This is a genomic window from Bosea beijingensis, assembly GCF_030758975.1.
Lineage (GTDB): Bacteria > Pseudomonadota > Alphaproteobacteria > Rhizobiales > Beijerinckiaceae > Allobosea > Allobosea beijingensis.
In genome coordinates this window covers 5,155,805-5,180,721 of the sequence record NZ_CP132359.1, presented here as the reverse complement: position 1 = coordinate 5,180,721, position 24,917 = coordinate 5,155,805, and the positions used below count along the sequence as shown (strand labels likewise).

21 protein-coding genes and 2 pseudogenes are annotated in these 24,917 nt (G+C 64.7%); 15 read left to right on the top strand and 8 right to left on the bottom strand.

From position 1 onward, the window contains the following. Nucleotides 1-272 precede the first annotated feature (272 nt). A complete protein-coding gene (locus Q9235_RS24860) occupies nt 273-956 on the top strand; it encodes a GntR family transcriptional regulator (RefSeq protein ID WP_306224427.1) in 684 nt (227 codons plus the stop codon). Between the two features lie 4 nt (nt 957-960). Here Q9235_RS24860 and Q9235_RS24855 read toward each other — a convergent pair whose 3' ends face one another. Next, on the bottom strand, nt 961-2,412 hold the full coding sequence (locus Q9235_RS24855; protein ID WP_306224426.1) for an aromatic amino acid ammonia-lyase: 1,452 nt from the start codon (nt 2,410-2,412) through the stop codon (nt 961-963). 230 nt (nt 2,413-2,642) lie between these two features. Here Q9235_RS24855 and Q9235_RS24850 point away from each other — a divergent pair, with 230 nt between their 5' ends. The 5 genes from Q9235_RS24850 (at nt 2,643) to Q9235_RS24830 (ending at nt 7,097) form a co-directional block, all read left to right on the top strand. Beyond that, nucleotides 2,643-3,512: a fumarate hydratase gene (locus tag Q9235_RS24850; protein ID WP_306224425.1), complete on the top strand. Its 870-nt coding sequence runs from the start codon at nt 2,643-2,645 to the stop codon at nt 3,510-3,512. Continuing rightward, a complete protein-coding gene (locus tag Q9235_RS24845; RefSeq protein WP_306224424.1) occupies nt 3,509-4,150 on the top strand; it encodes a fumarate hydratase C-terminal domain-containing protein in 642 nt (213 codons plus the stop codon). Before Q9235_RS24850 ends, Q9235_RS24845 begins: the two co-directional genes overlap by 4 nt. Next, nucleotides 4,147-5,130 carry an NAD(P)H-quinone oxidoreductase gene (locus Q9235_RS24840; RefSeq protein WP_306224423.1) on the top strand — a complete coding sequence of 328 codons (984 nt, stop codon included), beginning with the start codon at nt 4,147-4,149 and terminating at the stop codon, nt 5,128-5,130. The genes Q9235_RS24845 and Q9235_RS24840 overlap by 4 nt, the downstream gene beginning before the upstream one ends. A gap of 92 nt (nt 5,131-5,222) precedes the next feature. Beyond that, a complete protein-coding gene (locus Q9235_RS24835; protein WP_306224422.1) occupies nt 5,223-6,026 on the top strand; it encodes a DNA-binding transcriptional regulator in 804 nt (267 codons plus the stop codon). 84 nt (nt 6,027-6,110) lie between these two features. Beyond that, nucleotides 6,111-7,097 carry a Bug family tripartite tricarboxylate transporter substrate binding protein gene (locus Q9235_RS24830; protein ID WP_306224421.1) on the top strand — a complete coding sequence of 329 codons (987 nt, stop codon included), beginning with the start codon at nt 6,111-6,113 and terminating at the stop codon, nt 7,095-7,097. A gap of 57 nt (nt 7,098-7,154) precedes the next feature. Here Q9235_RS24830 and Q9235_RS24825 read toward each other — a convergent pair whose 3' ends face one another. Genes Q9235_RS24825 through Q9235_RS24815 form a run of 3 tightly spaced genes read right to left on the bottom strand, consistent with a single transcriptional unit; the run spans nt 7,155 to nt 9,833 of the window. Next, complete coding sequence (locus Q9235_RS24825; protein ID WP_306224420.1) at nt 7,155-8,087, bottom strand: DUF6282 family protein; 933 nt, start codon at nt 8,085-8,087, stop codon at nt 7,155-7,157. An 11-nt stretch (nt 8,088-8,098) separates the two neighbouring features. Then, a complete protein-coding gene (locus Q9235_RS24820) occupies nt 8,099-9,022 on the bottom strand; it encodes a cupin domain-containing protein (protein WP_306224419.1) in 924 nt (307 codons plus the stop codon). 10 nt (nt 9,023-9,032) lie between these two features. Continuing rightward, on the bottom strand, nt 9,033-9,833 hold the full coding sequence (locus Q9235_RS24815; protein ID WP_306224418.1) for an HpcH/HpaI aldolase family protein: 801 nt from the start codon (nt 9,831-9,833) through the stop codon (nt 9,033-9,035). A 183-nt stretch (nt 9,834-10,016) separates the two neighbouring features. Between Q9235_RS24815 and Q9235_RS24810 the strand changes: the two genes are divergently transcribed. Both Q9235_RS24810 and Q9235_RS24805 read left to right on the top strand, forming a co-directional pair. Continuing rightward, nucleotides 10,017-11,027, top strand: coding sequence for an amino acid ABC transporter substrate-binding protein (locus tag Q9235_RS24810; RefSeq protein ID WP_306224417.1), 1,011 nt, complete (start codon nt 10,017-10,019; stop codon nt 11,025-11,027). 71 nt (nt 11,028-11,098) lie between these two features. Next, a complete protein-coding gene (locus Q9235_RS24805) occupies nt 11,099-12,169 on the top strand; it encodes an Ldh family oxidoreductase (protein ID WP_306224416.1) in 1,071 nt (356 codons plus the stop codon). Between the two features lie 485 nt (nt 12,170-12,654). Here Q9235_RS24805 and Q9235_RS24800 read toward each other — a convergent pair whose 3' ends face one another. Beyond that, the gene (locus Q9235_RS24800; protein WP_306224415.1) at nt 12,655-13,530 is read right to left on the bottom strand and encodes a flagellar motor protein MotB; all 876 of its coding nucleotides are present in this window, start codon (nt 13,528-13,530) and stop codon (nt 12,655-12,657) included. A gap of 22 nt (nt 13,531-13,552) precedes the next feature. After that, nucleotides 13,553-14,416: a flagellar motor stator protein MotA gene (gene motA / locus Q9235_RS24795; protein ID WP_306224414.1), complete on the bottom strand. Its 864-nt coding sequence runs from the start codon at nt 14,414-14,416 to the stop codon at nt 13,553-13,555. A gap of 666 nt (nt 14,417-15,082) precedes the next feature. Here motA and Q9235_RS24790 point away from each other — a divergent pair. Continuing rightward, nucleotides 15,083-16,564 carry a tyrosine-type recombinase/integrase gene (locus Q9235_RS24790; protein ID WP_306224413.1) on the top strand — a complete coding sequence of 494 codons (1,482 nt, stop codon included), beginning with the start codon at nt 15,083-15,085 and terminating at the stop codon, nt 16,562-16,564. Between the two features lie 410 nt (nt 16,565-16,974). Here Q9235_RS24790 and Q9235_RS24785 read toward each other — a convergent pair whose 3' ends face one another. Then, nucleotides 16,975-17,646: a hypothetical protein gene (locus tag Q9235_RS24785; RefSeq protein WP_306224412.1), complete on the bottom strand. Its 672-nt coding sequence runs from the start codon at nt 17,644-17,646 to the stop codon at nt 16,975-16,977. Nucleotides 17,647-18,443: 797 nt separating this feature from the next. On the opposite strand from Q9235_RS24785, the gene Q9235_RS24780 reads away from it, so the two are divergent. The 6 genes and pseudogenes from Q9235_RS24780 to Q9235_RS24755 all read left to right on the top strand — a co-directional run bounded on the left by Q9235_RS24780 (nt 18,444) and on the right by Q9235_RS24755 (nt 24,452). Next, nucleotides 18,444-20,123 (top strand): sensor histidine kinase, encoded by a 1,680-nt coding sequence (locus Q9235_RS24780; protein ID WP_306224411.1) that lies wholly within the window; start codon nt 18,444-18,446, stop codon nt 20,121-20,123. Between the two features lie 157 nt (nt 20,124-20,280). Further along, nucleotides 20,281-21,006 (top strand): annotated as a pseudogene (locus tag Q9235_RS24775) (ImuA family protein); the annotation flags it as partial. Then, nucleotides 20,970-21,476, top strand: a pseudogene (locus tag Q9235_RS24770) (DNA translocase FtsK); the annotation flags it as partial. The pseudogenes Q9235_RS24775 and Q9235_RS24770, both read left to right, overlap by 37 nt. Nucleotides 21,477-21,663: 187 nt before the next feature. Further along, a complete protein-coding gene (locus Q9235_RS24765) occupies nt 21,664-22,512 on the top strand; it encodes an outer membrane lipoprotein carrier protein LolA (RefSeq protein ID WP_306224410.1) in 849 nt (282 codons plus the stop codon). Between the two features lie 90 nt (nt 22,513-22,602). Further along, entirely contained in the window at nt 22,603-23,418 is an 816-nt protein-coding gene (gene xth / locus Q9235_RS24760) for an exodeoxyribonuclease III (protein WP_306224409.1), read from the top strand. 116 nt (nt 23,419-23,534) lie between these two features. Continuing rightward, the gene (locus tag Q9235_RS24755) at nt 23,535-24,452 is read left to right on the top strand and encodes an EamA family transporter (RefSeq protein ID WP_306224408.1); all 918 of its coding nucleotides are present in this window, start codon (nt 23,535-23,537) and stop codon (nt 24,450-24,452) included. Nucleotides 24,453-24,460: 8 nt separating this feature from the next. Here the strand turns inward: Q9235_RS24755 and Q9235_RS24750 are convergent, their stop codons facing one another. After that, nucleotides 24,461-24,907 (bottom strand): cyclic nucleotide-binding domain-containing protein, encoded by a 447-nt coding sequence (locus tag Q9235_RS24750; RefSeq protein ID WP_306224407.1) that lies wholly within the window; start codon nt 24,905-24,907, stop codon nt 24,461-24,463. Between the last annotated feature and the right edge of the window lie 10 nt (nt 24,908-24,917).

Genomic DNA, 24,917 nt, shown 5'->3' with positions numbered 1-24,917 from the left:
GTCGCGTCCCGTCGATGGCGGGAAGGGCGGAGCCGGGCGGACGCGAGCAATAACCGCGCCAGCAAACCGACAAGGTCCGGCGAACCCGGCCCATCGGCCCGGATTCCGGCTCTCTGTCGCGATGATGGCGTGCGCGGTCATGCGGTTCCCCGGCGCGGCTTCACTGTAGACGAACAGATGAGCCACGCTCTTGATGCGTCATGTATACGTGGCGGATTTTTTGTTGTCTACTCTCGAAAGCCCTATGGAAGAGCGAAAGGGGCGCGATGTCGATGGCCATGATCGAACAGGACGAGATGGCTGCCTTGCGCGGGAAGCCGACCCGGGAGCGGGTCTATCTCTATGTGCGCGAGCAGATCCTGCGCGGCCGCTTCCTCGGCGGCTGCTTCATCGAGGAGGAGGAGATCTCCTCGGCGCTCGGAGTCTCGCGAACCCCGGTCCGTGAGGCCTTCCATCGCCTCGAAGCCGAGCGCTTCATCGATCTCTTGCCGCGTCGTGGCGCGCTCGTCCGGCAGGTGACGGCGCAGGAACTGCTCGACCTCTACGAGGCCCGGCGCATGATCGAGGGCCACGCGATCCGCCGCATCTGCCGGGAGGAATTGCCGCTCCCCGCCGATATGCACGCGATCCTCGCCGAATTGGAGCACCTGCCGCAGGGCGACTATTTCAACCGCGTCGAACTCAACCGCGAGTTCCATTTCGTCATGATCGCCGCGGTCGGCAATGTCGTGCTTTCGGAGCTCTACCAGTCGCTAGGCGCCCGCCAGCAGCGCGTCGCGATGACCGCGATCAACACCGAGCCGACACGCATCACCCGCATCAGCAAGGAGCATCACGCCCTGATCGCCGCGCTCTCCGAATGGGACGAGGAGAAGGCGCTGGCGATCCTCGAACAGCATCTGCGTCCGATCGTCGGGGTGATCTCGCGGCTGCCGGAACAGGCCGGCGAGATCTGACGCGTCAGGCCGGCTCCAGCATGGAGCGGACGGCGTCACGCCTGTTCCCGAGATGCCGCAGCAACGGGTCGAGATGGGGCACCCGGTCGCCGGCCGCCGCGAAGGGCGTTACCTCCCGTACCAGCGCGTGAAGCCTGCCGGTAACGGCGCCGAGCGGGGTTGCCTTGCGGATATCGACCGCCTGCGCCGCGACCATCAGTTCGACCGCGGCGATCGACCGGCAGAGCGAGGCGACCTCACCCGTCTTGCGCGCCGCGAGTCCGGCCATGCCGGCCCGATCGAGATTGCCATTGGAATGGCTGGAGCTGGCAAGCTCATGCACGACCGGCGCGGTCGCGAGCCGCGCCTCGGACGTGATCGCCTTGTGGAACTGCGCCAGCCCGTTGAAACCGGGCAAGCCGACGCCGTCCTCCTCGATCAAACCCACGGTGAGGCCCGACCAGAAGGAATCGACCTGCTTGGCGACGCGCTCCGCCGAACTGGTCATCACCGGCGCGAAGCCGAGCCGCGCGATATCGAGCGCCATCGACAGCGAGACCGTGTCGAAATTGGCGACCGAGACCAGCGCCTGTTCCTCGATCGAGACGATCGGATTGTTCTGGCTCGCGCTCAACTCGGCCTCGACCTGCCCATAGGCGAAAGCCATGCTGTCGGCCGCCGTGCCATGGAGCAGCGGCAGCGAACGGAAGCTCAGCGGGTCCTGGAGATGGCGCGGCCCGCCCTTGGCGAAAAGATAGCTGCCGGCGAGGTAGGCCCGAATGCGCTCGCCATGCCGTTTCAAACCGGCCAAAGGACGCGACTGCAAGGCGGCGTTCGAGACGATCGAGGGATTGGCGGCGAAGCCTTCCATGCTGAGCGCCGCGATCAGGCTCCATTGGTCGAGAACGTCACGGAGATCGGCCATGGCGAGCGCCGCGGTGCCGAGCGCGAGCGCACTGGAATTCAGCATCGCCAATGCCTCGCCGGCCTGCAACTCGAGATCGCCATAGAGCGCCAGCGCCAGATCGGTGATCGGCGCCATGTCGCTCTGGCCCATCGAGCCCCAGATATGGACGTCGATAGCGCGATCTTCATTGAGCGCAGCCGCCAGCCGCTCGGCCAGCAATGACCGGACGCCGAGCCGCCCGCTCGCCATCGCATTGAGCAGCACGGCCATCATCGCCCGCACGGCCTCGGGAGGCGCGAGCGGTCCATGCGCGACGTTATGGGTCAGCAGCAGCCGGCGGTTGAACTCGCCGATCCGGTCCGGTGCCAACGGCACGCCGGTCTTGGCGCCGACGCTGGTCGTGACGCCATAGACCTTCTCGCCGCGCGCCACCGCATTGTCGATGACGGCACGGGCCGCCTTCATCCGCTCGACCGCCTCGGCGGTGACCGAAACCTGAGCCCTCTCCCGGGCGATGCGGACGAGCTGGTCGATCGTCAGTGCGAAACCAGTGATAGCGACATGGCTCATGGCAGATCCGTCCCCAGCAAAGCCCTCCGGTAAGCAGGGCGTTCGATCTCCCTGCGCCGGACTTGGTTCTCAGCGTGCGCGAGCACCTCTGACCGATTCCGTGCTTAGCGGGAAGCAAGTGAGTGCGCCCGGGAAAGGGCTCTGTTTCATTGATTGAAATGCAGCCTGCTCAGCCCGCCGCCGCCCCGCAATCGTCTAGTTTCGCGGCATCGAAACAGGCTCGAGCGCGCATGGCGATCACCTACGATCTGGTCAAGGAGGTCACGGCCAATCTCTATGATTGGTCGCTGCGTCGCATCCCGGAATCCTCCAAGGCCGAGTTCCGCAAGGCGCTCACCACAGAGACAGAACCGCAGGCCCGTCAGACGCTGGCCTTCATGCTCGACAGCGCCGAGCGCGCCGAGCAGACCGGCAAGTTCCTCTGCTCCGATGCCGGCGTTCCCAGCTATGTCATCAAGATCGGCTCCGGCGTCCGCATGGAAGGCGATATCCGCCAGGCGATCGTCGACGGCTTCGCCGACCTCGTCCGCACGATCCAGCCGCCGATCCTGCGCTTCGTCACCAACCCGCTGACCAATGAGCGCAGCTTCCACGGCAAGGACATGCCGCTGGTCTCCTGCGAACTGATCGGGGACGTCGACTATCTCGACATCACCTGCGCGCCCAAGGCGCTCGGCGGCGGGCGCTGGGCCGCGATCGAGACCCTGGTCAGCCCGAGCCTGGAGGAGATCGAGCGCTGCATCCTCGAACTCGTCCTGCGTGCCGGCGGTCAGCATTGCCCGCCGGTGGTGATCGGCGTCGGCATCGGCGGCACCTTCGACCACGCTGCAAAACTCTCCAAGGACGCGACCTTGCGCCCCTTCGGCGAACGCAATCCAGAGGCGATGGTCGCCGAGATGGAGGAGCGCCTGACCCGCGCGGTCAACCAGATGGGCTTTGGCCCGATGGGTGTCGGCGGCTCGACGACCACGTTCGGCGTCCATGTCGAATACGCCTCGGGCCATGGTTTCACGCCCGTCGCTGTCTCGTTCAATTGCTGGATCAACCGGCGCACCCGCGCCCGCATCCATAATTCCGGCGTGGTGGAGCGGATCGAATGACGATCTCTCCGCCCCGCCGCCTCTCCCTGCCCCTCTCCCGCGAAGACGCGCGCTCGCTGAAGCTCGGCGATGTCGTGCTGCTCGACGGCGACGCGGTCGCGACCGTCGGCATGCCCACGCAGAAGCGTATGGTCGCGGAGCTCGCAGCCGGTCGCGAACTGCCCCTGCCGCTGCGCGGCGGCGCCTTCTTCCATATGGGCGTGAGCTATGAGGAAGCCGCGAACGGCCCCGGCCCGCTGCATTACGTCAACCCGACCACGTCGAGCCGCTTCGACCACCTGATGCCGACCCTCATCCGGACGCTGGGCCTCAGCGCGACCGGCGGCAAGGGCGGACTCGGGCGCGAGAGCGTCGAGGCGATGCGCGAGGTTGGCTGCGTCTATTTCTCCTTCGTCGGCGGCGCCTCGGCCCTGCTGAGCCAGGGCGTACAGGCGGTGACGGATTGCGCCTGGACCGACCTGATCATGCAGTTCCGCCTGAACCGCATTCGGCTCGACGGCTTCGGCCCCGTCATCGTCGCCATCGATGCCCACGGCAATTCGATCTACGAGCGCCTGATGGAGAAGGCGCGCGAGCGGATGCCCGATATCTTGCAATCGCTTCACCCCTCTGCGGGCAACAACGAGACATCGCGATGAAAGTGATCGAAATCACCAAGCCGGGCGGCCCCGAGGTCCTGGCCTTCGCCGAACGTCCGCGTCCCGAACTCGGCCCGAACGACGCGCTGATCCGCGTGCGTGCCGCTGGCGTCAACCGCCCCGATATCCAGCAGCGCCGCGGCCTCTATCCGCCACCGCCCGGCGCCACCGACCTGCCTGGGCTCGACGTCTCCGGCGTGGTCGAGGCCGTCGGTGCTGACGTGACCTGGCCCAAGGTCGGCGATAGCGTCTGCGCTCTCGCGAACGGCGGCGGTTATGCCGAGTTCTGCGCCGTGCCGGCCTCGCAATGCCTGCCCTTGCCCGATAGCTTCTCCTTCGCGCAGGCCGCCGCGCTGCCGGAAGTTTTCTTCACGGCCTGGAACAATGTGATCTGGCTCGGCAGGCTGGCCGAGGGGGAGACACTGCTGGTCCAGGGCGGCACCAGCGGCGTCGGCATGGCCGCGATCCAGCTCGCCAAGCAGCTCAGAGGCGCCCGCGTGATCGCGACGGCGGGCTCGCCCGAGAAGCGCGCCGTCAGCCTGGAGATCGGTGCCGACTACGCCGTCGATTATCGCGCCGACTGGGTCGCCGAGATCGAGGCCGCCATCGGCAGGGAGAAGGTTGATGTCGTGCTCGACGCACAGGCCGGCCCCTACACCGAAAAGCAGCTCGGCCTGCTCGCGCCGGACGGCAGGGTCGTCCTGATCGCCAGCCATCTCGGCCAGATTGCGGAGGTCAATGTCCGCAACATCGTCCGTCGCAGGCTGACCCTGACCGGCTCGACGCTGCGCCCGCGCGACGCCGCCTATAAAGGCCGGATCGCTGCCAAGCTCGTCGAACATGCCTGGCCCCTGCTCGCCAACGGCAAGATCCGCAGCCATATCTGCGCGACCTTCGACTGGGCCGATGTCCGCGACGCCCATGCGCTGATGGATGCGGGCGAGCAGATCGGCAAGGTCGTCCTGACCATGCCGGGCTGAGTGTCGCGGAGCGCGACCTGAAAAACTGCAAGCAAGCTCTACGGGTTCTGCTCTAGTGTCGGCGTTCGTCTTCGCTACGCCGGACCCGCAGAGTGTTCTCCTTCGCGCCCGTTCAATCCGTCCTCAAGGCCCTCAGGCTGCTGACCGAGGTCAACCGCTCCAGCCCGGCCACCGTCGGCGAATTGCATCGCCGCACCGGCCTGCCGAAACCGACCATCGTGCGCCTGCTGGAGACGCTGATCGAGGCCGGCTACGTCACCCGCGACGAGCGCATGCGCGGCTATCTCGTCACCTCCCAGGTCACGCAATTGAGCTCGGGTTTCCATGGCGCGCCGATGGTAATCGAGGCGGCGCGGCCCTGGGCGACGGCGCTGACCCGCCAGATCAAGTGGCCCTGCACCGTCTGCCTGCTCGACTACGACGCGGTGATCGTTCGCTTCAGCACGATTCCCGACAGCCCGATCTCGCCCTTCCACGCGACGCTGGGCTATCGCCTCAGCCTTGGCGGACGGGCCCTCGGGCGCGCCTATCTCGCCTTCTGCCCGGATGAAGAACGCGCCGTGCTGCTCGCCGCGATGCGCGCCTCCCCCGATGCCGAGAACAGCAGCCTGACCGACGAGGATATCGAGCGTTTGATCGCGCAGGCCCGCTGGCGCGGCTATACGGAGCGGGACACAGCCGTCGAGCCGCGCAACTCGGCGACGATCGCGGTTCCGATCAAGCTCGGCGAACGTGTGCTCGCGACCTTCGGCGTCACCTTCTTCCGCGCGGCCGTCGCCAATCCCGACGACAAGGCGAGGATCATCCATCCCTTGAAAAAGGCCGCCGCCAGTATCGAGGCGCAACTGGAGGCGCTCTCGCAATCCATGGGCGTCGCGTTTCAAGGTGAGAAATGAGACCCTATTTCCGGAGTCGGTCGACAGCCCGCCCGTAGTCTCCGCCCAATGCGCCCGCAGTGGCGCCGTGGGGAGGAGATTTCAATGGAGCGACAGCTCTCACGCCGCAGTTTCATGGCCTCGGTCGCCGGAGCCGGCATCCTGGCGGGTAATCGGCCGGCCTTTGCCGATACCTGGCCGAGCCGGGCAACCAATATCGTCGTGCCGTTCCCTGCCGGCGCCTCGACCGATGTCGTCGCCAGGCTTCTGGCGGAGCGTTTGCGCGGCGAACTGGGCCAGGGCTTCGTCGTCGAAAACAAGACCGGCGCGGGCGGCAATATCGCCGCGACCAGCGTCGTTCGCGCGGCGGCGGACGGCTACACGCTGATGTTCTCGTCCTCGGGCCCGCTCGCCACCAACAAGCTGCTCTACAAGACGCTGAACTTCGATCCGCTCGCGGATTTCACGCCGGTCGCCCTGCTCGGCGACGTCCAGGGCATCGTCGCGGTGCATCCGTCGCTGCCGGTCAAGTCCTTCGCGGAGCTCGTCGCCTATGGCAAGGCCAACCCGGGCAAGCTCACCTTCGGCAGCCCCGGCTTCGGTCTGATGGGGCACATGATCGGCGAGCTGGTCCAGCGCAAGGCCGGCTTCCAGATGACGCATGTGCCTTATCGCGGCTCGGCCCCGCTCGCGACCGACCTGCTGGCCGGCGTGGTCAATGTCGCGATCGATTTCCTGCCGAGCTACATCCCGCATGCGAAGAGCGGCGCGATCCGCGCGCTCGCGGTCACCAGCGATCAGCGTGCCCCGCAATTGCCGGATGTCCCGACCTTGGCGGAATCCGGCCTGCCGGATGTCAATGTGGCCGGCTGGTTCGGCCTCGTCGGCCCCAAGGGGTTGCCCGATCCGGTCGCGACGCGCCTCGCCGCGATCACGCGCGCCTATATCGACAGCGATGCCGGCCGTGAGAAACTCGACGTGATCGGCGTGCGCGCCCGCACCGGCGACGCGACGGCGCTGCGGATCGCCCAGACCCAGGAAATCGCCCGCTGGGCCGATGTGATCAAGGCCGCTGGAATCTCGATGGACTGAGGGGGGCGAAACTCCAGAAACGAAACGGCCCGGGGAAACCCGGGCCGCTTTTCTTTGTCAGACTACCTGATCGAGCTCCAGCAATTCCGCCGCATGCCCGCCGGTCATTCGCTTGATCTCGGCTTCCGTGAACTGCAGGTCGAGCAGGTGGCCGACGATCTCGCGATAGCCGTCGACCGGGCGCGGCGAGCCGGTGAGGCCGAGATCGGAACAGAGCACGGTGTTCTCGACACCGGCGACCTCGATCACCCGGCGCAGCTCCGGCGGGTCGAACTTCTTCGACTTGCCCTCGACGAACATGCAGATCGAATGCTCCATCACCGCGCCGAGATCGACGAGATGGCGGATTTCCGCGTCGCTGCAATGGTTGACCATGTAGGTCGGGTGATTGACGAGCAGCTTCTTCACGCCGCGCGCCTTAGCCTCCTCGAACACGGCGAAGAGTTCCGGCGTCGAGAGATGCCCGCCGGCCAGGATGATGTCGCCCTCCGCGATCAGGTCGAGGATCTGCTTGACCTCGTCGATCAGCTTGCCGTCCGGGCCGAAGGCCGTCAGCGGGATCGGATCGAGCATCTTCTGAGCCGTCTTCGGGAAGGTCTTCACCGCGCCGGAGGCGAGCACGTCGATATGGTTCTTGGCCGAAAGCGTCGGCAACCAGACGATCTTGCCGCCGAGCTTGATCGCATGGTCGACCGCATGCGGATTGAAGCCGCCCGAGGCATTGTTCAGCGCTATGCCGGAGAAGAGCCTGACGCCGGTATCCGGCACGAGCTTCTCCAGCAGGATCGCATGCGCGGTGCCCAGATAGAAATGGTCCTTGTAGACGACGGCGCGAAACTGGGCTTCGGCTGCATCCAGCATCGCCTCGTGATGGTCGAGGATGCGCGGCATCGCGGCCGGGCCGCTATGGCAGTGCAGATCGACGGCGCCGACAAGGAGATCGGCGATCTGGCGGCTGCGTGCCTCGGCATTCGTGGCGGTGGCGTTCATGTCCGTGGCCCTCACGCGGTTTCGCCGGGCATCGGATAATCCGCGGCGTTGATGACCCAGCCCGGCTTCAGCGAGAAATCCAGGCGGGGCGGGGAGAAGATGTCGATCATCTGGTTCAGACCCGGCAGCACCGAGCGCGAGGTATGGATCGACGGCGGCGGGATCACGGTGAGCGAGGGCGCGGCCATCAGCTCATGCTCGTCCTCGCGCCAGATGCGCATGTCCGGTGTCCAGGGCCAGCGGATATCGTGGATATAGCCGCCATCGATGACGAGCGAGCCCTGCTCGAAATCGTCATGATGATGCGGGGAAAGCGTGGTGGTGTCGCGCAGGCCGAAGCGCGGATCGAGCATGTTCACCATCAGCGTCGTGCAGCGGAAGATGCTGCCGAAGCGCCCGGTTCCGCCGGCGTCGACATCGAGACTGTAGGACCGGATCTTCCAGCCGCCGCGCGGCTCCGGCCAGGGCTTGAGCAGCGCGACATTGGCATGGGGCTCGGCATAGGACGCCGCATTGGAGCAGGCCTCCGCGAGGTCGGGCGCCACGCTGGAGAAGATGCGGATCAGGCGGCCCTTGCCGGCCACGCTCACCTTCGACACGCCGGGCGGAATGAAGGCGATCGAGCGGCCGGGCACCTCGACAGTCTCAGCCCCGGCCGTGACCGTTGCGCCAAGCGTCTCCTCCGGCAGGATCAGGCAGTATTCGTCGGGCTGCGCCGGGCGCTCCAGCACGGCGCCGGCCTCGGCATCGGAATAGGCGACGATGAAGTTCTGCCCGCGCGCCAGCCAGGTCTTGAACCTGTCGCCGGCCTGCTGCGGCGCCTCGGCATAGAAGCGGGCATAGTCGGCCCCGGCATAGGCCTTGGCCGCAGGCGCCTTGGCGGCGGGCTGAGCCGCCAGTTGCGAGCGGGGATCGCTGGAAGGATAGCTGGACACGGGTGTTCTCCTATCGCGTACCGGCGGCTTCGACCCGGCTCCGGGCGGCCTGCATCTGTGAGAGGGTGTCGCTCGCGGCCTTGCGCAGGAAACCCTGGTCCGAAGAGAGGATGAAGGCGCTGGCGCCGCGCTCGGCGAAGGCAGCGGATTCCTCGCCATTATCCGTCATCACGCAGACCGGCTTACCGGCTGCCTTGGCGGCCCGGAGGATCGCATCGACCGCATCGCGAACGACCGGCGCATCGCGCGTCGGCGCGCCGAAAGCCACCGTCAGGTCACCACGGCCGATGAAGACGGCATCGAGCCCCTCGACCGCGAGGATCGCGTCGATCTTCTCAAGCGCAGAGGGGTCCTCGATCATCGCGATGGTCGCGACGGCCGCATCGGAGGTATCGACGAGGTCCCACATCTTCGCGCCGCCATAGCGGCCGGCCCGGGTGACGCCCGAGAAGCCGCGCTTGCCGCCGCGGTAGCGGCAGGCAGCGACCAAGGCCTCGGCATCGGCCACGGTGGCGATATGGGGCGCGAGCACACCCTCCGCGCCGCAATCCAGCACCGAGAGGATCGCATCCGCCGAAAGCGTGGGAACCCGGACGACACCGGCGATCCGGGCGGCGCGGGCCGCCAGCAGGGCGATATCGGTGGTGTTGCGATCGAAGGGCGCATGTTCCTGGTCGATGACGACGAAGTCGTAGCCGCAGAATCCGAGGATCTCGGTCGCATGGCCGGTCGGCGTCTTGAGGAAGCTCCCGGCGAGGAAGGCGCCGCTGAGCAAGCGCTGGCGGAAGCTGTTCGGTGCGGATGTCTGCATGGTGCAACGTGCCGGTTTCAATGGCCGTGATGATGGGCGCGGCCAGCACCGGACGCGGCCGGAATTGACTTCGTTTCACGTCGCGAAATGCGTGGATGCAAAACTGCCCCTGGGTCGGAAAGCCGACAGGATCGCGCCGGGATCAACGAAATGGCGGATCGTACCGCCTGAAAGGCCATCGCAATGAAGAAGCGTCTCCTGCTGCTCGCCGGCTTGCTCGCCGCCTCCGCCCTGCCCGTTGCTGCCGGCACGCTCGAGAACGTCCGGGCGCGAGGCGAACTGGTCTGCGGCGTCAGCCCGGGCGTGGCCGGCTTCTCCGTGCCCGACGAGAAGGGGCTCTGGGGCGGCTTCGACGTCGATATCTGCCGGGCGGTCGCAGCCGCCGTGCTCGGCGACGCCAAGAAGGTGCGCTTCACGCCGCTGAGCCCCAAGGACCGCTTCGTCGCATTGCAGACCAGCGAGATCGATGTGCTCTCCCGGCAGGCGACCTGGACGCTGGGGCGCGATACCCAGATGGGCCTGCGCTATGTCGGCATCGGCTATTACGACGGCCAGGGCTTCATGGTCCGCAAATCCGCGAACATCGCCTCGGCCAAGGACCTGAACGGCGCCTCGGTCTGCGTGCCCACCGGCACCACGACGGAGCTCAACATCGCCGATTATTTCCGGGCGAACGGCATGAAATACGAGGGCGTCGCCTTCGAGGCCGGCGATCAGGTCGCGAAAGCCTTCGAATCCGGCCGCTGCGACGTGTTCAGCAACGACGTCTCGGCGCTCTCCGCCTATCGGCTGAAGCTGGTCAACCCGGCCGAATACGTCATCCTGCCCGACCTGATCTCGAAGGAGCCGCTCGGTCCGGTCGTGCGCCAGGGCGACGAGGCCTGGACCAGCATCGTGCGCTGGTCGCTCTATTCCATGATCGTGGCCGAAGAGCTCGGCGTTACCTCCGCCAATGCCGATGGGCTCAAGACCAGCGGCTCGCCCGAGGTGCAGCGCCTGCTCGGCGGCAACGGGAATTTCGGCGAGTCCATGGGCCTGAAGCCCGACTGGGCCCTGCAGATCGCCAAGCAGGTCGGCAATTACGGCGAGGTCTACGAGCGCAATGTCGGCACGGGCTCGAAGCTCGGCATCGCCCGCGGCCTCAACAGGCTCTGGACCCAGGGCGGCCTGCAATACGCCCCGCCGGTGCGCTGAGCACAGCTTTCAACGACACCGACAACCGCGCCCGGCCATAGCGCCGGGCGTCTTGCATCGAGGACGGGCTGATGGCGGCTTCGAATACCTATCCGGCCGAGAGCCTGACAAGCTTCGCCATCGCCCTGCTCGAAGCGGCCGGCGCACCGCACGACAATGCCGCTCTCGTTGTGGAAGCTCTCGTCGAGGCCGATAGCGGGGGCCTGCCCTCGCATGGCCTGCTGCATCTGCCGATGTATCTCGCCCGCATCGGGGGCGGCTCCGTCGATCCCCGCGCCACGGGCGAGATCGTGGTGGATCAGGGTGCGCGCCTGACCATCGATGCGGGCAACGGGCTGGGGCAGGTCACGGCCGAAACCGCCTGCGCGATCGCCATCGCCCGCGCCGATGCCCATGGTCTCGCGCTGGTCGCCGTCCGCAACGCCTTCCATTTCGGCGCTGCCGGGCGCTTCGCCCGCAGGATCGCGCTGTCCGGCCAGATCGGCATCGTCATGGCGAACACCCGCCCGATGCTGCCCGCCCCCGGCGGCACGGAGGCCGTGGTCGGCAACAATCCCCTCGCGATCGCAGTCCCGACGGAGACCGAGCCTGTTGTCCTTGATTTCGCGATGAGCGCCGGTGCGATGGGCAAGATCAGGCTCGCGGCCGGCAAGGGCGAGCCGATACCCGAAGGCTGGGCGCAGACGGCCGACGGCCTGCCGACGCGCGATGCGCTGGAAGCGCTCAAGGGCACGCTCCTGCCCGCAGCCGGGGCCAAGGGCTTCGGGCTCGCCCTGATGATCGATCTCATCGCCGGTGGCTTGTCCGGTGGCGGCATGGGCGAAGCCGTGCAGCCGCTCTATGGCGACATGGCCCGCCCCTATGACAGCGCGAACCTGTTCCTGGCGATCCGGATCGACGGGTTGCGGCCGCCCGCCGAGTTCGCGGCAGCGGCATCGGGCTTGACCGATCGCGTCCGCGCCTCGCGGGTCGCGCCCGGGGGCGACCCGGTCCGCGCCCCCGGCGACAGGGCGATCCAGGCACGCCGAAGCTTCGACGGGTCTTGCCCTCTGGGCCGGGAAACGCTCGCGGCACTCCGGGACAATGCCCGCCGCCTCGGCGTCACGATACCTGCTGCCCTTGCCGGCGCCGACGACAAATAGCGCGTCTGGGCTTCACGGGCCGATGACGCCGAAGAGCGGGGCCGCCGGTCGGACCCCCTGGGCTCAGCGCAAGGCTGCGGTTGCGGTAAACGTAGCGATCGTCGAGGCGAACTGGGCCGCGCCAGTGCCGGAGCGCTCACCATTCGCCCCCGTCAGGCTGACACGGTATCTCGAATGAGCACAGATGCCGGAGTTTGCAAGCGACCTGTCCGCTCGATCGGTAGCGGATCGAAGGCGATCGCGTCGGCCAGCGCCGCGATGACCGTCTGCTCAGCCGGTCGATGCCGGCGACTTGAGCTCGAGCGCGGATCGGACGGATCGACGCGACCTTCACGCGCCTGCGGGGCCTGCTTGAGCAACCGCCGATCGAGATGGGCAAGCTGAGGGAGTGCGGACGACCGGCCGAGCCGGGCCGCTGTGCAACGCCTCCTGGGGCTCAAGAGGGGCGTGCAGACTAACTCTGACGCGGTCGAGGCGCCCCGTCCTCAGGGAATGCCGCCCGGGGGCAGCGGCGGCTCCGCATTCAGCAGCGTGATCGTCACCCGGCGGTTGGGCGGGATGTAGGGATTGTCGACGAACAGCGGCTCGGTGTCGGCGCGTCCCGCCACGGAAACGAAGCGGTTGCTGGGGAGCCCCGCACCCGACAGGATCTCGCGCACGGCGAGCGCGCGACCGGCGGTGATGCTCCAGGAATCGACGGCTTGCGCCGAGCCCGGGCGTGCGGCGGCCGTGTGGCCGGCGACAGACAGTTGGTTGGGCATCCGGCGCAGGGTCGGCGCGATCGCCTCCAGCACGACACGGGTGCGCTCGTAGGGCTGGACCGAGCCCTCGGGGAACATGGAACGACCGTTCTCGTCCACGAGCGAAACGTTCAGCCCCTCCTTGGTCTGCTCGATCACGATGTTGCGCGACAGATCGGCAATTTCGGGCATGTTCTGGAGCGCCTGCCGAAGGCTGGCTATGGCGCTATAATTGGCTTGCATGTTGGTGGCGCGGCGGCTGGCCTCGCGCTCGCTGGCGCCGCCTGAGTTGGCCGGGCGCGTTTTGTCCTCCTGCCCGGTCGTGTCCCTCGCCGCGTCGCGAGGCGCCGACGTCTTGTTGCCTGATTTGTCCAGTGCGGTACCCATCAGGATGCCGCCGGCGCCACTGGTGCCGGGGCTCAGGGCAGATGTCGGCGCGAAATATTCCGCCAAGCCGTCCTTCTGCTCCTGCGTCGTCATGCTGATCAGCCACATCAGCAGGAAGAACGCCATCATGGCGGTCACGAAATCCGCATAGGCGATCTTCCAGGCGCCGCCATGGTGGGCATGGCCGGCCTTCTTGACCTTCTTGATGATGATCGGCTGGGTCGACTTGGCCATCGCGTTCCTGCTGGAGATCGGGTCAGGCGCTGGCGGGCAGAGCAGCGGTTGCCGCTTCCACTTCGGCGAAGGTCGGGCGGACGTCGCTCATCAGAGCTTTGCGGGCGAATTCGACCGCCATCACCGGCGGCTGGCCGCTGATATGGGCAAGGAGTCCCGCCTTGAGCGAAAGGAAGTATTTGGCTTCCGCCTCGAAGGTGCTCTTGAGCGACGACGCCATGGGCGCGAAGAAGCCGTAGGCGACGAAGACGCCGAAGAAGGTGCCGACGAGCGCACCGCCGATCAGATGCCCCAGCACCTCCGGCGGCTCCTTGATCGCGCCCATCGTCTTGATCACGCCGAGCACGGCGGCGACGATGCCGAGTGCCGGCGTTCCGTCGGCGATCGACTGCATGGCGGAGACGATCCGCTCCTGCTCCTGGTGGTGCGTCTCCAGCTCCTCGTCCATCAGAGCGTCGATCTCGTGGACGTTGTTGGCGCCCAGCGTCAACATGCGCATGTAGTCGCAGACGAACTCGACCGCATGATGGTTCGCCGCAAAGGCCGGGAAGGCATTGAACAGGGACGATGCGCTCGGGTTTTCGATATGCTCCTCGACCGCGAGCATGCCCTTCTGCTTCACCAGCTTGTAGAGCGAGTACTGCATCCCGAGCAGCTCGACATAGTCTTCCTGCTTGTATTTGGGGCCCTTCACGATGGTGCCGAGCATGGACGGTACGGCCTTGAGCACCGGCCCGGGATTGCCGATGACGAAGGCGCCGACCGCCGCCCCGAGGATGATGACGAACTCGAACGGCTGCCAGAGCACGCTGAGGTAGCCGCCCATCGCCGCATAGCCGCCGAAGACGCATAAGCAGACGATGATTGTGCCGACGATCAGCCGCATGGTTTTTGCTACCCTCGCACCGCAGCAGCTACAGCCCGCGCGAAGCCACTACTGCTCCGACGAAATGACCGATCGAGGTTAAGGGCGAGTTTATGGCCGGTGGTCCGCGGGTTTGGAGGCGTTGTCCTCCCACCTCGACTTCGAGGCTTGGGGTAACGGGTAGACCCAGGGCAGGAAGTCAGGGTGATGCTGCGTCTCCGCCGATCCCGGTAGCCGGCGTCGGACGGGAGACCGTTTCCCCGGAGGCATCGATGCTGCGCCGTCATGCCGTGACGCGGCGGGTCATTTCGGTCGGCGAGGCGGCGACACGGACTGAAAGAGCGAGCCAGGCAAGCAAAAGCCCGACCTAACCGCCGATCTCCGCGTCAATCCGCCGCCCGGGCTCGGACCAGAACAAGGGCGGCATATCGCCAGCCTCAGAGAAGGCAACGAGGATCAGGATTTTACGGAAAGGCCTGGTGGAGCTGAGGGGACACCGTTGATTTTTCCTTCCAAACCGTTGCTACGGCTGAAACATTCGATGCCATCGGGGTTACCGGGTATTTGCATGGGTACCGATATGGGTACTAGGTGTGAATTCCGATGAGACAACCCATGCCAAGTAAGAGCACCGTCGATGCCCGATACCTGGAGCCCCACGGTCCCCAGTGGAGGGTCACTTACCCGGTGCCTGCGGACCTGCGCCTGCGGATGGGCAAGACGCGATTGAAGCGTCCGCTCGGCACCGGCGACCTGAAAAAGGCGTCGAAGCTGAAGCGGGCCGTCATCGTCGAGTTCGACAAGCTGATTGAAGCCGAGCGTCGCGCCATGCGTCTGGAGGCAAAGGATGCCGAGAGCATCCGCTTCCTGGCAACGCCCATCCAGAAGGGGCTGCAGTTTCGGAAACTGCTCGATGATCCCGACAATGATGCCGAGGGCCGCCAGTCCATCAGGATGGATATCGACCTGGAGCACGGCCTGTTCCTCGGAAAGCCAATCGGCATGTGGGATGATGGAACGGGAGAGGAAGAGCCCATTGAGCTCTACGATGAGCAGAAAGAAGCGGATGCCGCTCTGTTTCTCCAGACGGTTTATCCTAACCACTATGAGCGGCGCCTCGAGGACTGCCGGAAAGCCTACATCGAAAAACTGACAATCGAAGACGAGCTTACGGCTCGCACGATTGCTGATGATGAGCGTGCATTTCGCTACCTCAAGGAGTGGTGCGAAGCCAACGGCCATTCGTTTGATATGAGGAAATTCACCGAGCTGATGGCCTACAACTTCCTGCGCGAGATGGACCGGCTCACCGGCCGACCGATCGCGAATGTCACGAAAAACAAGTACGTCAATCGCCTGAAAAAATTTTGGGTGGTGCTGCGCCTTCATGAGCTGGCGGGGCCGAACGTCTGGACTGACCAGCTTCTCAAAAACAAAATCAAATCGACGGACGAGCGTGAGCGCGCATTCACGATGGACGAGGTGCGCCGCCTGCTGATGGGGAAGGCTCCGCGGAAGCTTCATGATGTCATCATGATCGGCCTTCTAACCGGCGCTCGGCTTGAGGCCATTGTCCGGCTAAAGGTCGAGGAAGTCGGGAAGGACTTCATCGTATTCCAGCGGATGAAGAAGGAGGTCGGCTCTCGGGTGGTCCCGATGCATCCCGAGCTAGCAGAGATTTTCAAACGCAGAACGGCCAATCGGAAGCCGAAGGACGATGTGTTTCCAGATTGGCCCGCAGCGAAGAAAGCTGGGAGCATGCGCGAGCGCTCGTTCAAGGCCAGCAACGCATTCACCGCATATCGCCAGCGGGAGGGTGTCGATGTGCATGACCGACTGCCGGGAAGCCGGCGCTCTCGGGTAAACTTCCATAGCTGCCGACGCTGGTTCATCACGCATTTTCGTCGGACGGCATCTCTTAATTTGACACGCGCAGTCGTTGGGCACAGCCAAGCCAGTGTGACCGACGGAATCTATGCAGGCGGTCCGCTCTTCCACGTGGCAATGAAAAAGCTCCTCAAGGTACAATTGCCGCCGCTGACCGATCAGCCTGTCGAGGATCCGCCTGGGATCAACTTGTTCGCATACACGCAGCTGGACAAGGACGATCCAGACGAGGCTAACCGAGATGGTGACGAGGCCGAGCTTGAGGATCTCACGGGGGGTTGATGATCTGACATATCGGCCTTGAACCCTAGACATTGGCCCCAACGACCTCTCCAAGCGCGAGCGCATCCTTCCGCCGTCAGCTGCGCATTTTTGGTTCCTTGAGTGGCGCCGTTCTATATCCCTCGGACGAGTTACCAGTCGCTACTACGCCGCTGGCAATCGCGGCGCACTCGCGGCACAGGCGCGTTGGGTGGGACATGGTTTTAGCCCCTTCCTACCCTTACCGGCGCTTACGCCTAATATTGCTTACGGGGGCTCGCCGGAACACGCCTTTGCCCAGAGAGCCAAGTGCGCAAATTGTTTGGTGAGCGATCGAGCTGCCTGGAACCCTACCCACTGCCAGCCTGGCTGCGTATGCTCACAACCTGCGCTGGCGGATTTCGACTAACAGAACCGGCGGCCGCTTTGCGTTATTCGAGCTCGATCAGATTGGTTACCGGATACCCCACATGCTCAAAGGGAAGTGGGTTCGTAGGATCTGTTGGTGGCAAGCCGTTCAACTCGCGCGTAGCATAAACGTTGATGACAGTAGCAGCGCGGAGATGATCAGCGACAATGGGATCGATGGCGTGCCTTCTCTTTTCTCTCCGATTTTGAAGCACGGCGACGTATCCCTTCCCGATCCCAACCTCGATGGGCGCGCCTGGCTCAAGATGGACATCGCCAATTGGGATACTGGCGAGGCCATGGACGTAAAAGGCGATGCCGCTACGATCGTATGTCTTACCCAAATAGGGCTGCCGCTCAGGAGCGATGTTGGTGACATATTCTACAATGGCATTTTCATGCACAGTTAACCCACCAATCCCCGGCGAATGAACCTCCTTAACATGCCCTTCAATGACCGACACAGAGTGAGCATTCGCTAGTTGGTAACTCGTATAATGCTTAACATGCTTACTATATTTTACCGCATCGCACTGGTTGATAGTAACTTTTTCGTCATCGCATACGATGCGAATCACCGTATCTGGACATAAATTACATCTAGGGATATGAATTTTTCCATATCCATAATAATCAATAAATACCCCGTCTAACTGGAATGCCCATGCGGTCTGATTATCGCTCTGATTTAACATGCCGCAACCTTATACAAGTTTTTACTGCGTCGAAACTGAAGAATCGGTACTTACCTCACCAGCCCTTACAATAATGCAGACAGAACGCCTAAGGATTTAGGCTTCCTATGGAGGATTTTAGCAACGCGCTCGCTACTGTCATTGTCCGCCCTTCCCGCGCCGCGCGATCTCCGACCTGACGAAATGCGTCGGCATTCTTTCGAATTCGCTCGAACAGAATCATGCGCTCACCTGACGAATAGGACGATGACCCAAGCGCCTTCGCGCTCTACCGGGATATAGCGTGTGCAGAGGCGCCATGATGCCTCGTTCGTGCCGGCACTAAGCAGCGAGAAATGACGCCGATATACTTTGGGGTCCGTCGCCGACATACTGGCTGACGTCGAAAATGCGATGTCAGCGATGGCAAGGCTTAGCTCACCCTCACCTGACAAACTTAGGGTGTCGGCACAGGCCGACCGCCAACATGGCGGGACCTCTGGCTCTTCCAAGCCCGTCGTATAGCCCAATTGTGAAGCGTGCGACGAGCAATTGGGCTAGACGAGGCTAGTACGACGTTTAATCGGGCTACATTGAGCGTACGATTGGAGCCACCGCGGCCGAATTCATTGGTGAAATCTGTGAGCTAGGGCTGATTGTCTGACGAAATCCGCACTGACGAACGGATCCGGAGATCCTGCTCGACAACGTGATCCCTCAGCCTGCGCAATCCTGTCGCTAGAAATCTCTGCTTCCGCCCTCGCGGAGGCCTTGCGTCGGGGAAGCTGCATCCAGATAGTCGCGACGCGGAGGGCATAATGAAGAAGCGGCTCATCTTCGTTGCGGTCGCAGCGCTGATTCCGGCTACCGTGCTTTTAGCGTACAACGAGTATACCTCGCGAACGGCGATCAAAAAGCAGGTGGACGCAAAGGCGCTTGAGGAAAACCGCAAGGCTACCTCAGAAATGGAGCGTCTAATCGAAGGCGCCAAAGGCCTGCTGGCGGCGACGGCTGCCATCCCGGCCGTGCAGCAAGCCGCAACCGATCCCTCCGCTTGCAAAGACGCCCTGGAGCCGTTGCTTCCCGCCGTCCCATGGATCCGAAACCTGTTCGTGCTCGATCTCTCCGGCACGCTAATTTGCGAGCCGACAGGTATGCCGCTTGGCCAGAGTTTCGCCGACAGGCCGTATTTCAAAGAGGTGATCAGCCGGAACGCCTTCCACATCGGAGAGTACACGCACAGCCGATTGACGGACGTGGCTGTCCTGCCGCTTGCACGGCCCGTGCAAAACAAGGAGGGCCGCACGGTCGCCGTTTTGACCAGCGGCATCCGGCTGGATTGGTTGAATGACCGCATTCGCGATCGCGGGTTGGGAGAGCGTGGCGCCCTGACGATTGCGGACCGCAATGGTGTCATCATCGCGCGTAACCCGCTGCCGGAGCGCTTCGTCGGAACCCGCATTCCGGACAGTTTTCAGCATCTGATCAACGGCCCTGCCGAAGGCGTCATGGATGTCATGAGCCAGGACGGAACACCGCGGGTCATTGCGTACAGCCCAACAACCCGTCCGCCGGAAGGACTCTATATCAGCGTCGGCATTTCCAAGGCCGACGCTTATTCCGGTGTGAATCGGCAGACATTCATCGCGGCACTGTCAATCACGCTGGGAAGCGTGATTGCTCTGGCTGCCGCGTGGCTTGCAGGCGGCTTGATCCGCCGACCCGTCAACCGAATCGTCAGCGTCATCAAAGCTTGGCAAGAGGGCGCTGGCAGCGCCCGGACCGGCTTTCACGCCAATGATGGCGATGTTGAACTAGTCGGTGAAGCCCTCGACAGGATGCTCGACGAACTCGAACAGCGCTCCTTGGAGATCAAGCGCTCCGAGGCGCAGCGCGATCTTCTTATGCGCGAACTCGCTCACCGTGTGAAAAATACGCTCACACTTGTCCAGGCGATCGCCAATCAGACATTCCGGGGAAAAGAACCGGAGCTTACGCGATCCTTTGCTGAACGCCTGATAGCGCTGGCGGGAGCGTACGACGTGCTCTTGGGCGAGGAATTTGCGGGAGGTGATATACGGGCCATCGTTACGACAGCGCTCAAGCCCCATCTGGCGCGCGAAGACGGCGTGGTTCTCTCAGGCGAGCCGCATCTGCTGGCGCCGAACATTGCGCTATCGCTATCGATGATCGTGCACGAACTGGCTACGAACGCTACCAAGTATGGTGCTCTGTCGACCGAACAAGGCGCCATCCAGGTTTCCTGGATCGTCGAGCGAGAACGGGTAACGCTCCAGTGGCAGGAGCGGGGCGGTCCACCGGTCGCCGTGCCAACCATTGAGGGTTTCGGATCGAAACTGGTTCGGCGCGCCTTTGGTCCGGATGCGGAAGCTTCGGTTGAAATCAAATACCTGCTGAGCGGCGTGCGCTGCGAGCTTCAGTTCAACACGGGCGAAGTGTCAGCCCACGGCGATGTCGGCACATTAGCCGCATCGTGACTAGCTTGGCGGTTAGATGCCGGCCCGACGTTATCCGGTTGCCGACAACCTTTTATAGACCCGGGTCTGTCTCGCTGCCAAATACCGACCTTGACTCTTCGGCCTCCACCGAGAACATAAGAGGAACATCAAGCATCGTTCTAGCAGGTCAAGTCTGTTGCGGCCACAGCCGGTATTTCAGTCGCTCCGCGACCAGATCGAGCGTATCGAGGGCCGAAGCGCCCGCGGTCGGACGGTGTTGCCGTTCGGAATCGCGACGGTCGATTCACGGTTGCCCGGTGGAGGCCTTGCTCTTGGGGCACTCCATGAAGTCGCTGGTGGCGGCAATGGCGCGATTGACGGGGCAGCAGCAGCATTGTTCAGCGCCGGGGTTGCCGCCAGGAGTCGTGGCAAGGTGCTCTGGTGTCTCACCCGAGCCGATCTATTCGCGCCGGCAATGGCACAGGCGGGGCTGATCTCTGATCGCGTGATCTATGTCGAGGCCGGCGATGACAAGACGGTGCTCGCCTGCATGGAAGAGGGCCTGCGCCATGGTGGGCTTGGCTCTGTCGTTGGCGAGGTCTGCCGCCTCTCGATGACCGCCTCCCGGCGCCTTCAGCTGGCGGCCGAAGGCACCGGCTCTATCGGCATCGCGCTGCGACGATGGCGGCGCGAAGTCGATGCCTCTGATTTCGGGCAGCCGACGGCGGCGATGACCCGATGGCGGGTCTCGGTTCTGCCATCGACAGCATTGCCGGTTCCTGGGGTGGGACGGTCACGCTGGCTTGTTGAGCTGATCAGGGCCCGGGCGGGCGAAAGCGCGGATTTCGAGTTGGAGGCATGCGATGACACGGGTCGTCTCGGTCTTCCTTCCCGACCCGCATCTCCTTCCAGGTCACCTCGAAGATCGACTCGCGCACGATCCTGGGCGAGATGGGCGCCGAGCAGCTTCTGGGCCAGGGCGACATGCTCTACATGGCCGGCGGCGGGCGCATCACCCGCGTCCACGGCCCCTTCGTCAGCGATGCCGAGGTCGAGAAGGTCGTGGCCCATCTCAAGACGCAAGGCCGGCCGCAATATCTCGACGCCGTCACCTCCGAGGAGGACGAGGGCGCAGAGGACGAGGACGGCGCCGTCTTCGACAAGACCGGCATGGGCCAGGCCGACAGCGACGACCCCTACGAGCAGGCGGTGGCGGTCGTGCTGCGCGACAGGAAGGCCTCGACCTCCTACATCCAGCGCCGCCTCCAGATCGGCTACAACCGCGCCGCATCCATCATGGAGCGCATGGAGAACGAGGGCATCGTCGGGCCGGCCAACCACGCAGGGAAACGCGAGATCCTTGTCGAGAGCCAGAACCAGCATGACGAATGAGGCTTGCGACGAACCTGCGCCCTTGCGGCAACCGGCACCAGTCCTCAAATTGCCATGACGATGCTGCAACCTCGGCAGCAGACCAAACGTTGAGACGGTAAAGACCGGATCGGAAATCGTCCGATCCCCGCGTCAGCGATCTCTAGGCTGCGGCAGCAATGGCCGGGGCACAAGGAATGGAGCAGCCTTGCTCGAGAGATTGACCCCGGCCCTTCGGGCTTCGGTTCTGGTGACGACATTGGTCGGCTGCGCGCTCGTGGCCGGCCCGCTGGCGGCTCAGCCGCTTCAGCTCCAGCCGCCGAAGCCTGTTGCCGCGAAACCGGCCGCGCCGCGCCTCGTGCTGCCGCCACCCCGGCCCGCGGGACTTGGCCAGGCGCGCAGCGCCGCGACGGAAGCCGCTCCGGTTCAGGCTGTCGCGACGAACGCCCCAGCCGCGGCCGCCCCCGCAGTCGAGACGGCGAAACCCGCGGCCGCGCCGGCCAAGAGCAAGCAAGCCCCGCCCGCGACGCAGGAAGAGGCCGTCGAGCGGCTGAACGCCTATCTCAACAGCTTCCAGACCCTGCAGGGCAATTTCATCCAGCACGCCTCCAACGGGCGCCGCCTGGAGGGGCGCATCTACATTCAGCGCCCCGGCAAGATGCGTTTCGAATACGAGCCGCCGACGACCACGGAAGTGATCGCGGACGGCACCTCGGTCGCCATCCGCGACAAGCGCCTCGCCACGCAGGACCTCTATTCGATCGGCCAAACGCCCCTGAAGTTCCTCGTGCGCGAGAAGATGGACCTGGCGCGCGAAGGAACGCTCAAGGGCGCAAGCGTCGACGGCGACCTGCTGACCGTCCGGCTGGAGGACCGCTCGACGCTGGGCGGCACCTCGAAGATCACGCTGAAATACGATCTCGTCGCCAACGAGCTCCGGCAATGGATCGTCGTCGATCCGCAGGGCTATGAGACTGCGATCTCGCTCTACAATCTCGACACCCGTCGCCGACCCGATCCGCAGAATTTCGTGATCGACTACCAGCGCAGGCTCTGACGACGCGCGGTAAGCCGAAAACGGCTTGCCTTTTGCGTCCGGGCGACCCAGTTTCCGGCCTCCTTATCGCCGGATCGCCGGAAGCCTCGCGTGCAACTCACCGTCACAAGCTGGAACATCAATTCCGTCCGCCTGCGCATCGGCATGGTCGGGGAGTACCTCGCCACCCATGCCCCCGACGTTCTCTGCCTGCAGGAGACCAAGACGCCGGACGAGCAGTTCCCGGCCAAGGCCTTCCACCAGCTCGGCTATGTCCATCAGGCCTTCATCGGTCAGAAGGGCTACAACGGCGTCGCCATCGTCTCGAAATTGCCCTTCAGCGAGAAAGAGGCGATGTCGATGTGCGGCCGCAACGACGCCCGGCACATGACGGTGACGCTCGACAAGGCGGCAGGTCCTGCTGCCGGCATCGCCATCCATAATTTCTACATCCCGGCCGGCGGCGACCTGCCGGACCCCGAGAAGAACGATAAATTCGCCCATAAGCTCGCCTTCCTCGACGAGATCGGCGCCTGGGGCGTGACCAGGAAGCCGACCGACCGGCCGGCGATCCTGCTCGGCGACCTCAACATCGCGCCTTATGAGCACGACGTCTGGAGCCACAAGCAGCTCCTCGACGTCGTCAGCCATACGCCGATCGAGACGACGACGCTGGAGAAACTGCGCAGCGAACTTGGCTGGACGGATGCAGCCCGCACGCTGCGGCCCGAGCCCGAAAAGCTCTATTCCTGGTGGAGCTATCGGGCGCAGGACTGGGCAGCCTCGAACAAGGGCCGACGCCTCGACCATATCTGGCTCTCGGACGGGCTGAAGCCGGCCTTGCGCGACCTCACCTTCCTGCGCGAGGCCCGCGGCTGGGAGCGCCCCTCCGACCACGTCCCGGTCATGGTGACGCTGGAGCTCTGACGGCAGCGGCGCAGCCTTCCATGCCGCTCCAGCCCCTCCCCCATGCCGGACCGTCCTAACCGCCAGGTCGGCACGCATGGTAATGGCTGCGCGAAACGTCAGGCGAAGCCAGACCCGTGCAACCAGCTCTCCCCACCTCGCTCTCGCTCCGCGACACGCTGATCACGCTGGCGGTCATGGTCGTCTGGGGCACGAATTTCGTCGTCATCCATATCGGCGTGGAACATTTCCCGCCGCTGCTCTTCGCGGCCTTGCGCTTCACTTTCGCGCTGCTGCCAGCAGTGTTCTTCCTGAAGCGTCCCGACGCACCCTGGAGCAAGCTCGCCGCCTATGGCATCCTGATCGGCGCCGGCCAGTTCGGCCTGCTCTTCTTTGCCATCAAGGGCCATATCGCGCCCGGCCTCGCCTCGCTCGTGGTGCAGTCGCAGCCCTTCTTCACGATCCTGTTGGCGGCCGCGATCACGCACGAGCGGGTGCAGCCCTTCCAGTTCGCCGGGCTTGCTCTCGCCGCCCTCGGCATCGGCGTGATTCTCTGGCATACCGACGGCTCGACCACACCGCTCGGCATCGTCCTCGTGCTCGGCGCCGCCCTCTGCTGGGCCGCCGGCAATATCGTCGCGCGCAGCACGCCCAAGGTCGACATGCTCGCCTATGTCGTCTGGACCAGCCTGTTCGCGATCCCCCCGCTGCTTGCCCTGTCCTGGACGATCGAGGGCTGGCCGGCGATGCGCGACGGCCTCGTCCATGCGCCAGCCGTCGCCTGGGCCGCGGCGATCTGGCAGGCGGTCGGCAATGTCATGTTCGGCTATGCGATCTGGGGGTGGCTGCTCTCGCGCTATGCTGCCGCCACCGTCGCGCCGACATCCCTGCTGGTCCCGGTCTTCGGAATGGGCGCCGCCGCCATCTTGCTCGGCGAGCCCTTACCCGGCTGGAAATTCCTCGCAGCCGGGCTGGTGCTCTCCGGCCTGTGCGTCAACAGCCTGTGGCCGCGCTTCGCCGCAATCCGGGCGGCAAGGCACCCGCCCTCGTCCTGAACGGCAGGCTACTTCCGATCGATCGCGTTCAGCGCTTCCTGCACCGCAGAGAGTTCGCCGACGAAGCCCTGCAACCGGGCCCCGATGGCAGCAGCAATGGCCTCGGCCGAATCGGGTGATTCGCCGAGCACGCGCCGCATCACGCTGCGCGGCAGTCGCATCACCTGCGTCGGCTCGCGCGCGATCGCCGTCACCTGGCGCGGCACCGAGGTGAAAAGGGCGAGCTCGCCGATCAAGGCACCGGGGCCGACGATCTCGCTCGCCGGCTTGCCGTCATCCTGCACAGTCAGCGCGACGGCACCGGACACCACCAGCACGGCCCCGTCCGATGGCTCGCCTGCGCGGAACAGCACGTCTCCGGCGCGCAGGATCCGGCTTTCAGCCGCGAAGGCGAGCAGCCGCAACGCATCGCGATCCATCAGGCTCAGCAGCGGCTGCCGGGCCAGCAGGGCCATGTCTTCGTCG

Excerpts from the sequence above, each read along its gene's own strand:
- Q9235_RS24810 (WP_306224417.1), top strand. The coding sequence starts at position 10,017 with ATGAAGAAGCGTCTCCTGCTGCTCGCCGGCTTGCTCGCCGCCTCCGCC.
- Q9235_RS24785 (WP_306224412.1), bottom strand. The coding sequence starts at position 17,646 with ATGTTAAATCAGAGCGATAATCAGACCGCATGGGCATTCCAGTTAGAC.
- Q9235_RS24805 (WP_306224416.1), top strand. The coding sequence starts at position 11,099 with ATGGCGGCTTCGAATACCTATCCGGCCGAGAGCCTGACAAGCTTCGCC.
- Q9235_RS24840 (WP_306224423.1), top strand. The coding sequence starts at position 4,147 with ATGAAAGTGATCGAAATCACCAAGCCGGGCGGCCCCGAGGTCCTGGCC.
- Q9235_RS24815 (WP_306224418.1), bottom strand. The coding sequence starts at position 9,833 with ATGCAGACATCCGCACCGAACAGCTTCCGCCAGCGCTTGCTCAGCGGC.
- Q9235_RS24850 (WP_306224425.1), top strand. The coding sequence starts at position 2,643 with ATGGCGATCACCTACGATCTGGTCAAGGAGGTCACGGCCAATCTCTAT.
- Q9235_RS24830 (WP_306224421.1), top strand. The coding sequence starts at position 6,111 with ATGGAGCGACAGCTCTCACGCCGCAGTTTCATGGCCTCGGTCGCCGGA.
- Q9235_RS24750 (WP_306224407.1), bottom strand. The coding sequence starts at position 24,907 with ATGGCCCTGCTGGCCCGGCAGCCGCTGCTGAGCCTGATGGATCGCGAT.
- Q9235_RS24860 (WP_306224427.1), top strand. The coding sequence starts at position 273 with ATGGCCATGATCGAACAGGACGAGATGGCTGCCTTGCGCGGGAAGCCG.
- Q9235_RS24825 (WP_306224420.1), bottom strand. The coding sequence starts at position 8,087 with ATGAACGCCACCGCCACGAATGCCGAGGCACGCAGCCGCCAGATCGCC.
- Q9235_RS24855 (WP_306224426.1), bottom strand. The coding sequence starts at position 2,412 with ATGAGCCATGTCGCTATCACTGGTTTCGCACTGACGATCGACCAGCTC.
- Q9235_RS24800 (WP_306224415.1), bottom strand. The coding sequence starts at position 13,530 with ATGGCCAAGTCGACCCAGCCGATCATCATCAAGAAGGTCAAGAAGGCC.
- Q9235_RS24845 (WP_306224424.1), top strand. The coding sequence starts at position 3,509 with ATGACGATCTCTCCGCCCCGCCGCCTCTCCCTGCCCCTCTCCCGCGAA.
- motA (WP_306224414.1), bottom strand. The coding sequence starts at position 14,416 with ATGCGGCTGATCGTCGGCACAATCATCGTCTGCTTATGCGTCTTCGGC.
- Q9235_RS24780 (WP_306224411.1), top strand. The coding sequence starts at position 18,444 with ATGAAGAAGCGGCTCATCTTCGTTGCGGTCGCAGCGCTGATTCCGGCT.